The organism is Mangrovibacillus sp. Mu-81, assembly GCF_036867415.1.
Taxonomy (GTDB): domain Bacteria; phylum Bacillota; class Bacilli; order Bacillales; family Bacillaceae_B; genus Rossellomorea.
In genome coordinates this window covers 178,198-191,508 of record NZ_JBAJHU010000001.1, presented here as the reverse complement: position 1 = coordinate 191,508, position 13,311 = coordinate 178,198, and the positions used below count along the sequence as shown (strand labels likewise).

12 protein-coding genes are annotated in these 13,311 nt (G+C 41.7%); 1 reads left to right on the top strand and 11 read right to left on the bottom strand.

All coding sequences use genetic code 11. The annotated features are described in order from the left end of the window. Nucleotides 1–10: 10 nt before the first annotated feature. From V6B33_RS00875 to V6B33_RS00855, 5 genes are read right to left on the bottom strand one after another with little or no spacing between them, the layout of a single operon-like run. Nucleotides 11–952, bottom strand: coding sequence for a hydroxymethylglutaryl-CoA lyase (locus tag V6B33_RS00875; RefSeq protein WP_334215854.1), 942 nt, complete (start codon nucleotides 950–952; stop codon nucleotides 11–13). Between the two features lie 30 nt (nucleotides 953–982). After that, a complete protein-coding gene (locus V6B33_RS00870; RefSeq protein WP_334215853.1) occupies nucleotides 983–2,197 on the bottom strand; it encodes a CaiB/BaiF CoA transferase family protein in 1,215 nt (404 codons plus the stop codon). A gap of 24 nt (nucleotides 2,198–2,221) precedes the next feature. Beyond that, nucleotides 2,222–2,722: a 3-isopropylmalate dehydratase small subunit gene (locus V6B33_RS00865; protein WP_334215852.1), complete on the bottom strand. Its 501-nt coding sequence runs from the start codon at nucleotides 2,720–2,722 to the stop codon at nucleotides 2,222–2,224. After that, nucleotides 2,719–3,969 (bottom strand): 3-isopropylmalate dehydratase large subunit, encoded by a 1,251-nt coding sequence (locus V6B33_RS00860; protein ID WP_334215851.1) that lies wholly within the window; start codon nucleotides 3,967–3,969, stop codon nucleotides 2,719–2,721. Before V6B33_RS00860 ends, V6B33_RS00865 begins: the two co-directional genes overlap by 4 nt. Nucleotides 3,970–3,985: 16 nt before the next feature. Then, the gene (locus V6B33_RS00855) at nucleotides 3,986–4,747 is read right to left on the bottom strand and encodes an IclR family transcriptional regulator (protein WP_334215850.1); all 762 of its coding nucleotides are present in this window, start codon (nucleotides 4,745–4,747) and stop codon (nucleotides 3,986–3,988) included. Nucleotides 4,748–5,389: 642 nt separating this feature from the next. On the opposite strand from V6B33_RS00855, the gene V6B33_RS00850 reads away from it, so the two are divergent. Beyond that, nucleotides 5,390–5,974 carry a hypothetical protein gene (locus tag V6B33_RS00850; RefSeq protein ID WP_334215849.1) on the top strand — a complete coding sequence of 195 codons (585 nt, stop codon included), beginning with the start codon at nucleotides 5,390–5,392 and terminating at the stop codon, nucleotides 5,972–5,974. Between the two features lie 156 nt (nucleotides 5,975–6,130). Here the strand turns inward: V6B33_RS00850 and V6B33_RS00845 are convergent, their stop codons facing one another. The 6 genes from V6B33_RS00845 to V6B33_RS00820 form a co-directional block, all read right to left on the bottom strand. Beyond that, a complete protein-coding gene (locus tag V6B33_RS00845) occupies nucleotides 6,131–7,357 on the bottom strand; it encodes a DUF819 family protein (protein WP_334215848.1) in 1,227 nt (408 codons plus the stop codon). 147 nt (nucleotides 7,358–7,504) lie between these two features. After that, complete coding sequence (locus V6B33_RS00840) at nucleotides 7,505–8,107, bottom strand: hypothetical protein (RefSeq protein ID WP_334215847.1); 603 nt, start codon at nucleotides 8,105–8,107, stop codon at nucleotides 7,505–7,507. A gap of 199 nt (nucleotides 8,108–8,306) precedes the next feature. After that, nucleotides 8,307–8,504 carry a hypothetical protein gene (locus tag V6B33_RS00835; RefSeq protein ID WP_334215846.1) on the bottom strand — a complete coding sequence of 66 codons (198 nt, stop codon included), beginning with the start codon at nucleotides 8,502–8,504 and terminating at the stop codon, nucleotides 8,307–8,309. Between the two features lie 181 nt (nucleotides 8,505–8,685). Continuing rightward, entirely contained in the window at nucleotides 8,686–10,041 is a 1,356-nt protein-coding gene (locus V6B33_RS00830) for a 5-methylcytosine restriction system specificity protein McrC (protein ID WP_334215845.1), read from the bottom strand. A 1-nt stretch (nucleotide 10,042) separates the two neighbouring features. After that, nucleotides 10,043–12,607: an AAA family ATPase gene (locus tag V6B33_RS00825; RefSeq protein ID WP_334215844.1), complete on the bottom strand. Its 2,565-nt coding sequence runs from the start codon at nucleotides 12,605–12,607 to the stop codon at nucleotides 10,043–10,045. Nucleotides 12,608–12,855: 248 nt separating this feature from the next. Continuing rightward, on the bottom strand, nucleotides 12,856–13,308 hold the full coding sequence (locus V6B33_RS00820) for a hypothetical protein (RefSeq protein ID WP_334215843.1): 453 nt from the start codon (nucleotides 13,306–13,308) through the stop codon (nucleotides 12,856–12,858). Nucleotides 13,309–13,311: the final 3 nt, after the last annotated feature.

Genomic DNA, 13,311 nt, shown 5'->3' with positions numbered 1-13,311 from the left:
ACACTCCTTTTTAATCGCCTATCTTAACTTGCCCGCTTGGTGCAATGTGAAGATCCGAACACTTGCCGGCTTTGAGGATAAAGCTGTCTGATTGAACGGGGAATCGCTGCTGAAGGAGCTTCGCAACTTCTAGGACTCTATCAAGATTGATCCCTGTGTTGATCCCCATCTCCTCAAACCCGTGTACGAGGTCTTCAGTAGCAATGTTCCCGCTTGCATTTGGAGCATATGGACAGCCGCCAAGGCCTGCTGCAGAACTGTCAAAGTCGACTATTCCTGCTTCATAACCTGCTACTGCATTCGCAAATGCCATGCCTCTCGTATTGTGAAGATGCAATGAAAATCGGAAATGAGGAAACGTTTCTTTAAGCACCTCTACGATTCTTTTCAGTTTCACGGGGTTTGCCATCCCTGTCGTGTCTGCTAAAGAGATATCGGTGATCCCCAGCTGCTCATATCGTTTCGTAATCTCAATGTGACGCTCAACTGGGACATCCCCTTCATACGGACAGCCAAATGCAACCGATATGGAACCACCGACATGAACAGGACTATCTGCTGCACGTTGGACCAGAGGCTCGAACCCTTTTATCGCTTCAAAGGTAGTGGCATTCGCATTATGCCTGCTGTGAGAGTCTGTTGCCGATAGCATCAGCTTTACTTTATCTATGCCGGCATCAATGGCCCTGTCCAGCCCCCTGAGGTTTGGGATTAACGCACGCAGCTTAACACCCGGCTTTCTATTAACAAGCTGGAGTACTTCGCTGGCATCTTTTAACTGCGGAACAGCTTTCGGGTGAACAAATGATGTCACTTCAATTTGCTTAAACCCGCACTCGATCATCCGATTGATATATGCCGCTTTCTCTTCTGCAGGTATGATCTCCGGTATACTTTGAAAACCATCTCTGGGACACACTTCAGTGACTGTAATTTCCTTCAATGAATTCAAAAGCTCCTGCCTCCTTTCTTTCCGTTGTGATCAGATTACTTTATTGTTCTTTAACTCCTGCAGCTCTGTTTCATCCAATTCAAGGAGGGATTTTAATACTTCATCCGTATGCTCACCCAGGTCTGGTGCAACTTGCCGTATCGACCCCGGCGTCTCGGAAAATTTAGGGACGATACCAGGCATCTTGACTTTGCCAAGGCGAGGGTGATTCACTTCAACAATGTTTTCTCTTTCTTTAAAGTGATGATCATTGAAAATATCTTCAATGCTATTGATCGGACTGACTGGTACACCGTGGGCATCCAAGTGTTCCTGCAGCTCTGACCTGGTTTTCGTTTTCACCCAGTCAGCGACAATTCCATTGGTTAGTTCAAAATGCTTCAGCCTTACAGAATTCGTATAAAAACGGTCATCCGTCAGCATATCTTCCCGATCCATCGCTTTTGCCAGCCGTTCGAATGTACGGTCAGAACTCGTCACCAATACAACCCAATGCTCGTCCTTTGTTTGGAATGTACCTGCCGGACTGGAATGCCCGCTCAGACCGGGAGAGCGTTCTTTTATGATTCCATTTTGATCATAGTCTGCAACCAGAAACTCCATCATTCTAAAGACTGACTCATACAGTGCCATATCTACATACTGCCCTGTTCCCTCGTCATGGCTGTCGCGGTGGTAAAGAGCGGTAGTTGTCGCAAATGCTACATAGATGCCGGTTATATAATCCAGAAGCGAGAAGGATGGACTGATTGGCGGCCGGTCAGAGTAACCATGCAGATAGGTAAATCCACTAAATGCGGTGGCCGGTGTTCCAAATCCTGCTTTACTGGAATAAGGGCCGGTTTGACCATATCCTGTGACCCGGATCATGATTAAATCGGGATTCACTTCTTTCAAGGCTTCATAACCAACATTCCATTTTTCCAACGTTCCCGGTCTGAAGTTCTCAATCACCACATCTGTCTTCTCTACTAATTTTTTCAGAACACCCTGCCCTTCCTCTTTGTGAAGATCAAGCGTGATTGATTTCTTATTCCTGGCAAGTCCCGGCCAGCGAAGCGGCTCTTCCCCGTGAAAAGGACCCATGTCCCTCAAGGAATCACCTTTACCAGGCATTTCTACTTTTATTACTTCTGCTCCAAAATCTCCGAGTAGTGTCGCACCAAATGGAGCTGCAATCATGGTAGAAAGGTCCAGAATCCTCACTCCATCCAACGGCCCCCGTTTAGTTTTCGCATCTGTCATTTTGCTTCTCACCTCGTTTGACTGTTATTTTGAGACACTATAGTCACCATGCTTTTTCAAAAATGAAGTTAAGCCGCCATCATTCAAAATATCGATCATCACCTGCGGCATTTGGGTTCCTTGGTATTCTTTATTTTGGGTCAAATTATGAATTTCGCCGTTATTGAGTTCCACAACAATCTCATCCCCCTGCTTAATATCATGGTCAGGGATTTCAATGACCGGAAGACCCACATTAATCGCATTCCGAAAGAAAATCCTCGCAAATGATCTCGCTATGACAGCCGAAACACCTGCTGTTTTAAGAGCCAGCGGTGCTTGTTCCCGAGAGGAGCCGCAGCCAAAATTATGGTCTGCCACAACGAGATCCCCCACCTCCATCCTCTCTCGAAACTCAGGGTCTAAATCTTCAAGAACATGATCTGCCAGGTCTTGCAGATTTAATGTTTTCGTGTACTTTCCCGGTATAATACGGTCCGTATCGATATTACTGCCGTATACATGAGCAGCACCTTTTAGATTCATTGGAAGACCTCCCTTTTTTCTATCTTTCTGGGATCCGTTATCTTCCCGTAGAGAGCAGTGGCAGCCACTACAGCCGGAGATCCTAAATAAACATTTGATTCCGGATTGCCCATTCGGCCCCTAAAGTTTCTGTTGCTGGAAGAAATAACACCCTCGCCCTTGCCGGGAACCCCCATATGTGTGCCGACACACGGCCCGCACCCAGAAGTAAGGAATGTACAACCTGCATCCGTTAAGATTTCTACCGTTCCATCTTTCAACGCTTCCAAGTAAACTTGTTTGGAAGCCGGCGCGATTAACATCCTGACATCGCTATGAATCTTTTTTCCCTTTAAAATGTGGGCTGCTTCCTGCAAATCTTCTAATCTGCCATTTGTACAGCTGCCTAAAAACGCCTGCTGAATGGGTATGTCCAACACTTCCGATATAGGTTTCACATCATCAGGTGAATGTGGAATCGAGACTTGCGGTTCGAGCTTGGAAATATCGACTTCCAACACTCTCTCGTACTTTGCCCCGGGGTCAGGCTCAAGGTGCTCGAAATCATAGCCTAAATCCAGACCTTTCGTATGAACAAAACCTGCCTTTGCCCCCATTTCAATCGACATATTCGCAATCGTCATCCGGCTGGCAAGAGTCATGGACTCAACGGCTTCGCCTGTGTATTCGATCGCTTTATACGTTGCTCCCTCTATTCCCAGTGTGCCTACCAGGTGGAGGATTAAATCTTTCGCGGTTACCCCCTGCTGAAGCGATCCTTTCAGTTCGATCTTGATGGTCTCGGGAACTTTCACCCATGTCTTTCCTGTTAATAGAACCCCTGCTAAATCAGTCGATCCCACTCCAGTTGCAAACGCACCCAGCGCCCCATATGTACATGTATGTGAATCTGCCCCTAAGACCAGGTTCCCCGGTTTTACATGTTGGTTCTCCACCATTAACTGATGGCAAATTCCGTCCCCCACATCATAAAGCTTTACATTCTGACCTTTTGCAAAATCCCTCATCATGGAGTGCAGATTTGCAATTCTCTCATTTGGAGCCGGTGCTGCATGATCAATGACCAAGACAACTTTTTCGGAATTCCATACCTTCTTCCCGCCCATTTCCTTAAAGGCTTTTATCGTTAATGGCGCTGTGGTATCTGAAGCCATGACAGCATCTACTTCAACAACGGCTATATCCCCTTGAGACACCGGTCCTTCTGAATGGGCAGAAATGATTTTCTCTATTAATGTTTGGTTCATAGATATCCCTCCTGCTTCATGATAAATATCCCATCTTTCTCGAAATCTCTCTTGCTCCCTGAATGGCCTTCGAAATGAACTCCTGCTCCTTTTCCTCGGTGAGCCTCATCGCCAGCCCGGAAATCGACAGTCCGCCAATAAGTTCCCCTTGCATATTAAAAATAGGAGTCGAGATTGAATATGCCCCCAATACACGATCATTCTTACTCAGGCAATAACCTGAATCCCTAATCTCCTGCAGTTCTTCTTTGACGTCTGAACGATCAAATGCTTCTGCATTCATCTCTTCCCATTCATCCAGCACCTCATCAATAACACTCTCTTCACACTGTGCTAAAAGCACTTTTCCTGAGGCACCTTTCACCAATGGGTAAGGGTAGCCCAGCTTCACAAACTGTCTGATGTCTTCACTTCCATCGGCTTTTTCAACACAGATACGCCGATTAGATTGAAGAACATTCAAACTCACTGTCTCTTTAGTAAGTAAGGATAACTTCTTCAATTCAGGCAGTGCTTCTTTCCTTATATCAAGGTTCTCAGAAACAATCTGACTGAACCCTACAAAGGTTAAACTCAACCGATAAGTGCCCCGATCTTCATCCTTTACTATTAAGTTTTTTTCCTTTAAGGAAGTCAATAATCGAAACACTGTCGTCCGGTTAAGTCCCGTCTTATTCACAAAATCATTTACTGATAGTTCAGGCTCATTTAAAGAAAAACAGAATAATAAATCGACAGCTCTCTCTACCGACTGAACAGTTTCTATTGTTTTTGTCATACTCTTCACCTGCAATTTCATTAATTCCTAATTATGTTCACATAGTGAACATTAAGTTCATAATATGAATTTGTTACTTTGGAGTATAAATGTAATCGCATTCATTTGTCAATGATGAATGCTGAATTTTCTAAAAATTATAATAAAAAACCTGTGTCAGGAAGGGAAGTGTAGCCCTTTTGATAACACAGGTTTTTTACATGCTGATTACATATACTATTAAATTGTTACTACTCTTAATGCTGTGAAGAATTATCACTTCTATTAGCATCTTAATTATCAATTGGCGAATAATTATAATTATTGTTCAAACTAAAAAAAGTGGTGCAAATAGGGTGCTAAATGACTTGTCAATTCATATACATTTACCGGTGAACAACAACTCCTATTTTGAGTCTTCTAATAAGGATTTGGGGAATACAATTTTAATAATGGATACTCCATTAACGGCAAGTTTAAATCCATAAGAAGGAATAATATTCTTCTATGTAGAATCAAGAGAAAAGTATATCGCGTATTGGGGCGAAGTAGGGTATTTAAAGACTTTAGTAAAAATATTAGATATTTTCGCCTTCATTTTTCGTGAGATTGAGTTGCATGTCGGTAGTTGAGCCGGTGAGATAGATAAAAGGAGATGATAGAATGCCGATTGTTCAAGATTTATATAAAATACCCGATGATATTATGATGAAAATTTCTACGGGAGAAAATATAAGATATGGTGGCGTAGTTCGTAATAATAAAGGGCAAATTGTTAAACATCTTAAACCTATACACATGTCAGAAGCTATTTTACAATATGCATGGAATAATAGGGATACCCTTATTAAGGTAGGTAAGGGAGGTCTATATATAGCAAGAAACTATTTTAAATCAAAGAAAAAACAAGATCCTGATGTTGTTGGGAAATTTAGAGAGGGTCTAAAAGTCTACCTATACGCTGTACGCAATGGTGCTCTTACAATGGAGATAATTTCAGATATGATGGAACGTTTGGGTGAACTGAAAATACATCCAAATTCTGAAAAAATCAACATTGTCCTTTCAGTGGAGGAGTTAGATGTGCTATTGAATCAAATGTTTGAGTATACACAAAAACTTGCAGGAGATAATGCAATTGAACTTACCAGTAGAGAGAAAGAAACACTTTCGCATTCTATGAATCCGATCATTAATCTGCAGCATTGTCTTGAAACACAAAAGCGCATTTTTGAACTGGCTTCTTAGATTATAGCAACTGTGATATTTGAGTCTATCGATTTATTGAAAAAAGATTCAAAACACACCAAAAGGAGTGCCAAATCGTATTGATTTTGTCACTCCTTTTTCTTGATTTAATAGTGTTTTTCCAATAAATATTAATGAACCAGCCTCACTCCACCATTACATAAAACCAGAAAACCATATCCCCAATGTGGTCCCAACATAGTTACCAATAATATACCCCAACGTCCCCACAACAAGAATCGGCCCAATCAGGTCTTTCCATCCTTTTGCAATGGCCATGGCTGCAGCAGTTGTCGGGCCGCCGACATTGGCATTGCTGGCCAGGAGGATTTCTTCAAGGTCATATTTCAATAGTTTCCCTGCAATCAGTGACACGGCCATGTTCACGACGACAATAATGAATACAAATACTAGCAGCAGAGGAGCATTTTGAACAATGAGCGGGATCGATGCAGGAATGCCGATCACCACAAAGAACAAGTAAATGAGGAACGTACCGATCTCCTGGCTTCCGTTAATCGATTCAAAATATCTCGGAAACAGTGCAAGTGCCAGAAATGTTAATGTAGTCAACATTAAGTACTGGTCTCCGAACAATCCATTCAGTAAATTTAAAAAGAAAGACGTCTCCTCCCCGGAAGGAATCAATCCGTCCAGGAATGCTGCGATTTTAAACGAAACCATTACGAGCAGGAAGGCAGTCCCTACAGACAACGCAATATCCTTCAGCGATATATCCTTTCGCTCCCAGAAGCTTTCCGCGAGTGTCTTCCCCTCTTCCCTGATTCCTCCGCTTTCCACTTTTTCCACGTGCGGCGCTTTAAAGCGTCTTCTAAAAAAGTTCATGGCCGGAATCATCATTAGAACGATGAAATAAATGGCCATCATCAAATTGTCTGCGACCACCGCAGAAGATACCATTTCTCCAGGCGCTTCGAATTTTGCTGCCATGGCTGCAAAGTTGACCCCACCGCCAATATAAGAGGCACTAAGCATGGCACCAATCTTATCAAGGACTGGTATATGATCCTTCAATAAAAAGAAACTGATGATCACCCCTGCAACCGTACCGATCGAGCTGATCAAAAAAATAATCAGCAACCGTCCGCTTTCCTGCCAAATTCTTTTAAAGTTCACATGAAAAAGCAGCAGCGGAATGGCAAGCGGAATGATAAACGTCCAGACCGCATCATAAACCGGCGACGCTGTAGGAATAATTCCGGTATTTGATAGAATAATAGCCCCTATCAGCGCAACAATCGCACCTGAAATCTTCGCCGCCCAACTGTAGCGCTGCTCTAAGTAGATACTGGCCGAAGCCCACACTACAATAATTCCCCACAACGTCACATAATCATCTGCTTTGATAAGAGTCTCTTCCAAAGTGTTTCCTCCTTTTTTCTTTATTTCCATTATCAATATATTACCTATATTGTATTGAAAATTCAAAATATTTGTGGTGATGGCTTTCAGAGGATAGATCCCGTTCTACTTAGTAAAAAAAAGCGCAAGATAAGTCCCCGCGCTTCCTTACAATGGAAAATCTCTTCTTACCTCTTCTTTACTTCTCTTTGTGGTCTCAAAAAGAAAATTATAGATCTCATCAATATTTGAGCTATCTATTAGATTTTTAAACTTTCCTACTTGCCCTTCAAAACCTTCAAAATATACACTATGGTAATTGGTAGTGTTATAAATCATTAAGTATTCTTGATAATCTTTAGTTTTTATTTTGTCATTTATTTGAATCAGTATCTCATTCCAATCCTTTATTCGCTTGGAGTGTAGAGGCTTCTTCACAACTAATTCCTTATTCTCTTCATTTTTAATTTGTTGAATAAATTGTTCTACTTCTATTCTAGCTTGGAAAAGCTCATGTCGTTTTTTATTTTCTAACTCTGGTAATATTTCATTTATATATTTTATATAACGATTCTTTCGATAATGTATCTTAGCATCATACTGTTTGGGTTCTTTCTTATTTTCTCTGAAGTCATTTACTTTTTTCCCAAGAGTACCTACTAAAGCTGCACCTTGTGAAATCTCTTTCCAGTTATCTTTTACGAACTTCCCCACTTTTGGACCATGTGTTTTTGCAGTATCTACTATTGGTTTTATTGGTAATTTAGCCATTATTTATTCACCCCTGAATAATTTATTTGTATTTACTATATTTTACTGCGTTGGTCCACTTCCAACCAATTCACCTGAAATAATATAGTGCCTCTCCTTAGCATACTAACGTGTTTAAACCGGGATGCAAAAAGTGGAAGGAAATCTTGCTTATCTTGTACCGGAAGCACAACAACCTTCCCCGTTTACAAAAAACAACCTACCTATTCTTCTTTGCCTCAACATATCTCTGCGTGATCAGCCCCACATTAAACACTGACACAACTATTACCAAATAAATAAGCACCTGATTGAACCGGAACTCCCCGGTGAACTCCACATAAGAAAGAGCTTGATAAATAAAGGCCCCGGCTACCAGGAGAGATAAAATGAGTTGTGCTTTCAATGATTTAAACATGCTATTAACCCCATACTCATATTGAACAAAGCACTCCAACATACGCACTGACGGCCAACGCTTCTCCGAACAGAACGGGTGTAGCTATACACTTATGGATATTCCCCAAAAACTTTTTCCTCCTCATTTCCATACGGCACTGTAAAAAAGGGACTCCTTTATACTTTCGGCTCCGGCACTCTTACCTCACAACCTCCGTCAGCGGATAATACTCCTTCGCCCCAATCCCTCTCGCCATCATTCTTTTCACATACATGACTTCGTTCTCCAACTGCTCCAAGGGATCTTCGCTGATTTCATCAACAGCCAGCTCTGGGCTTACCCTTTCAGGATAATGAAACACATATTTCGTACTTCCTATAAAATACTGAACCCTAAAATCGTCCATCTTCCCATTCCACTCATACTCCTTGATAAGAATGACCTCAGTCGAATAATCGGGACGGATCTCTATCCCTTTGAAGATTTCATCAATTCTTGCTTGAATCTGCTCAATTTCATTTGAATCCTCACCCTGGACCACACCGATCAACCTCCCATAAATCTCCTTCCAAGAACCATCCAAATCCACCGTCATCACTTCCATCCAGACATTCTCACTCCACTGATACCTCTCATCAACATCCGTTCCGTTCGTTGGGTAGATCAATATCCCCCTTAAATAAAGCTCCTTTTTCTGGTGCATCAAATAGGTAAACAGCTGATACATATTATGACTGTGGAAAGTGGATTTCCCGAAATTCTCCTGAAATACATTTTTATAAAACTTTGCATCAATGATGATTTTCTCCAGTCCGTTTTTATGACTGAGAGATACATCCGTCTTCATCTGCGGCAAGAAGGCAGAGTTTCCTTGAAGCCCCCACTTTAATACTTCTGATGAAACTCGATAGTCCTTCTGTTCAATCCGATAAAAATAAAACAGGAACTTTTCAAAGATCCCATTCAAGGCTTTTTCATCAAGTTCCGCTGAAAACAAACTCCACTTGCCTTGCGTATGAGACAGCAAACTAAGCTCGAATAGCATTTTAGCAAGATGAACCATCCGTTTGTAATGTACATTATGTCTTCCAAAATAAATCTGGGAAAAAACCTTCTTCGTCAGCTGGATCTCCCCAACCTCATGGAGATAATCCAATTGCATGAAACTCTTCTTCCGCGTCTCTTTTTTCACATAACGATTCACGCAGATTGCCTGCAGCGTTGATTTCATTACTTGGTTCAGTATGATATCAAGTGAATACTCATCCTTTTCACAAACAAGCATCGGCTTTTTTCCCACTAGATATGGAATGGATTCGTTAATCATCATCCTTCCACCCAGCCGGTTGGTCACTTCCTGCTTCTCGACATAGTCCTTGGTGAATCCCCGCCTGTGAAGCCATTCCACTTCCCTGATGAATTGATTGACGATGAAGTCATAGGTAATCAGATCTTCATCGACTTCATTCAGACTTTCAATCAGCTCAGGCATGTCATTGACATAGCTTAAGAGGCAGAATAGATTGCGGATTGGTACTTTGAACATCAGGTCCATCTTACAGACCTTCTACGAGAGAGGTGACAATGTCCGGCCGGTCAAAAAAGTACTCTTCCAACAGGGGCTGGATTTCAAACATGAGAACCCCTTGATACCAAGCTTCTTCATCCATTTCTTCAGGCTTACCTGCAAAGAAGGAATGACCGATTGCATACCCCGCACCAAGTTGAAAATCATTCACAATTTCATCATTGATCTTTGTGACTGAATTCGTGATTCGCTGCATCATGTCTGCGGATACCCCTGTCTCCTGAACCGCCTTGTACCACTTTTCATTAAATGCCGGCTCAAGCGTAATAAAGGCAAAACGCCTGCGAAGGGCAACTTCCAGCTGCGCCAGTGAACGGTCGGCCGTATTCATCGTACCGATCAAATACACATTGGACGGCACAGTGAACTTTTTTTTCGAATAACCCATCGTGACATACTCATCCCGTTTGTCACGCTCAATCAGCATGAATAGCTCGCCGAACACCTTTGAAAGATTTCCACGGTTGATTTCATCGATAATGAAATAATAGTCTTCACCCGGATTTTCCAGTGCCCGCTGGCAGAAATCATAGAAAACCCCAAACTGAAGGGAAAAGCCATGCTTATCCGGCCTGAAGCCCATCACAAAATCTTCGTAAGCATAATTTTGGTGGAACTGAACCATCTCGATCCGGGAAGTATCCTTCACTCCCATAAGTGAGTAAGCCAAACGCTTAGACACAAAGGTCTTCCCTACTCCCGGAGGTCCCTGCAGAATGATATTTTTCTTGTAACGCAGAAGGCTGGTGACTTTGTTGTATTGGTTTTCATCTATGAATACTTCTTTAAGGAAGTCCTCTTTTGAATAGCTCTCCAGCTCCTCCTCAGGATGCTCATGTGTAATCACGATCGCTTCTTTTAAATTCGGTTTTAATCGCCAGATGAAATGGTTATTTTCTTCATATTCCCCGTCAAAAACCACGCACCAATAGCATTCAGTACCCTCATCTCTTACTGGGACCTCTATCCCCGTTGCTTCAGTCACTCGCTTCGCCAAATTAACAACCGGGGCGTTGAATGAAGAATGATGCTTCCCAAGCGCAGCAGCCAATTGAGAAGCCGTAGCCTCTCCTCCAAGCTCATACATCTTATAAAGATAGACGAGGTCGTTCTCTCCAAACACAGCCTCATTCTGTAAAAGTTCAATCCACTTCTCAGTAGAGATTTTGTCTGGTGACGATAAGTAAGAGTTCGTCTCTTCCTTAACTTCATCACTCTCCAAATCTCTAAATGACTCGATGACGCTCACTAATTTCTTGTGGAGAGCATCATAGGTAAACACTGATACATCTGTTTCTTCTAGAAATTCCCCCTTCAGTTTTTCTGCGTGCTCAGATCCATATAGCATGCCATATTTCACTCCGACGTCTTCTACCGATACAAACAATTGAGGAGCTGTCTTATGACTGATATGCCCTTTTTCATAAACTGCCAGCCAGCACTCTGAGCAGCCGAAATTCTGATTCCAGTTAAAGCCGTTTAGCACTTTATCTTCCACAAAATCAAATTCCTTCAGCTCTTCCATATTTCGAATCGCCTCGTGAATCTTCCGCTGCTCCTCCTGAACCTTCGCTTTCTTGTCGGCATAATAAAGCTGAAATAAGATCGTGAAATTATTCCATGAATTCAGGATGTTCGTTTCGTATTTCACTTTCACTTCATTTTTGATTTCTTCAAGCTCTTCAATCGTCACCAAACCAAACTCGATTATCCTGTCAATGACCTTGGACTTGATCAGATTAACCTTCTCAGAATTCTTATATTGCCTTTTTAATGCTTGAAGGCTCTCCGAATCCAGCTTTCCAAGGGATTCGAGCATTAATTGAGGCTCCAGCTTGAAACGATACAGTTCACTCGCGATGCCATATAAATAATCAACTGCACTTTCCACCTTTATTTGATCATATTGAGTACTGCAAAAGAAGAAATCCTGAATATCAAGAACCGTCAGATCATCGTAACTCTCCTGCAAATGCGTAAGAGCATCTTCACACAATTGTAAATAGGTCTGATAATTTGCCCCCACACTCGAAAGCTTCAGATCAATCCCGTAAGAACGCTTCAAGTCCATATAGACTTCCTGCTTGTAAAGGGGATATTTCGTATAATCAACGGCCGCCAAGATATATCCGAAAAGAGGTGCCCCCAATGAAATACTAGGATTGAACGCCTTCCCCCTATCCCGGAAAGCTTCAATCCTCTCTTCCACTGGAGCGGAAGAATAAATCAATTCATTCAGTAGATTAGCCACCTCCTGAGACTGATCCTCAGCATACTTCACCAAATCAGCCGTATTGCTCCAATGAACAAAGCTGCCAGCAGTCGGATTTTCCTTCTGTAGCTTCCTGAAAATATCCACCACCGTAAATTCATTGATATCCTGCTTCTTCATGAAATCATTTAAACGGGAAAGGATCTCTTCTTTATAAGACTCTTCGTAAAGGGAATTATTCTTAAATTGCAGGTAGCGTTTGAATGAAATATCTATGTATGAATCTTTTAAAAGTTGACGTTCGATTTCTTGATTGGTCATGGAAGGCACCCCTTTGATTTTTGTTAGTTAGATAGTTTATAAACCTGATTTTACCAGTAGATGGTTTAGAATGAAACCTGGCTAGATGTTAGTATAAAAAAGAACCCTAACAAATTTTGTTAATGGGTTCAAATTCATAATAATCTTGATAAGATACATTGACACAGCCACAAATCGCACATTTTTATTCTGGGATATAGTTCGTCCATATGAAAAAAGAGTGCTCAAAAAAGCACTCTCCGTAACAATTAAAAAGGAACCTCAATCGCATCCCCATAAATATAACTCAAAACATCAACCTCATACTCCCCATAAGTCGTATCAAGGCGGTTGCCGTCCCAGCGATGGCCAAATACTTCTTCAATTAGAATCTCCATGCCGCCTTCAGCATATGCCTCCAGCTTCTTCCTTGCTTTCAATCGGAATTCACTATTTTCAAATGTCTCTATATTTCTGCCAATCTCCAAGTCACTCAGAATAATAGAATAGGCTGCTGCTTTTTGTTTCGTTGTTAAGTAGTTCGTACGAAACTCTCTTCCATGGCCGCTGAATTTGACTTCTTTATTCTTTTTAAAGCCCACGCTGGCACAAATGAGAAATAGTTCCTGATACTTAATATCGTATTTCTCTTTGAAAAGTATATAAACCTCTTCGTATTTCTTGCTTGTATATAATAAAGCTTGGTCCATTAAGAAATCCATGAT

What these genes read in the sequence shown, in the direction of transcription:
- V6B33_RS00870 (WP_334215853.1), bottom strand. Translation starts at nt 2,197, where the DNA reads ATGACAGATGCGAAAACTAAACGGGGGCCGTTGGATGGAGTGAGGATT.
- V6B33_RS00865 (WP_334215852.1), bottom strand. Translation starts at nt 2,722, where the DNA reads ATGAATCTAAAAGGTGCTGCTCATGTATACGGCAGTAATATCGATACG.
- V6B33_RS00860 (WP_334215851.1), bottom strand. Translation starts at nt 3,969, where the DNA reads ATGAACCAAACATTAATAGAGAAAATCATTTCTGCCCATTCAGAAGGA.
- V6B33_RS00855 (WP_334215850.1), bottom strand. Translation starts at nt 4,747, where the DNA reads ATGACAAAAACAATAGAAACTGTTCAGTCGGTAGAGAGAGCTGTCGAT.
- V6B33_RS00850 (WP_334215849.1), top strand. Translation starts at nt 5,390, where the DNA reads ATGCCGATTGTTCAAGATTTATATAAAATACCCGATGATATTATGATG.
- V6B33_RS00840 (WP_334215847.1), bottom strand. Translation starts at nt 8,107, where the DNA reads ATGGCTAAATTACCAATAAAACCAATAGTAGATACTGCAAAAACACAT.
- V6B33_RS00835 (WP_334215846.1), bottom strand. Translation starts at nt 8,504, where the DNA reads ATGTTTAAATCATTGAAAGCACAACTCATTTTATCTCTCCTGGTAGCC.
- V6B33_RS00830 (WP_334215845.1), bottom strand. Translation starts at nt 10,041, where the DNA reads ATGGACCTGATGTTCAAAGTACCAATCCGCAATCTATTCTGCCTCTTA.
- V6B33_RS00825 (WP_334215844.1), bottom strand. Translation starts at nt 12,607, where the DNA reads ATGACCAATCAAGAAATCGAACGTCAACTTTTAAAAGATTCATACATA.
- V6B33_RS00820 (WP_334215843.1), bottom strand. Translation starts at nt 13,308, where the DNA reads ATGGATTTCTTAATGGACCAAGCTTTATTATATACAAGCAAGAAATAC.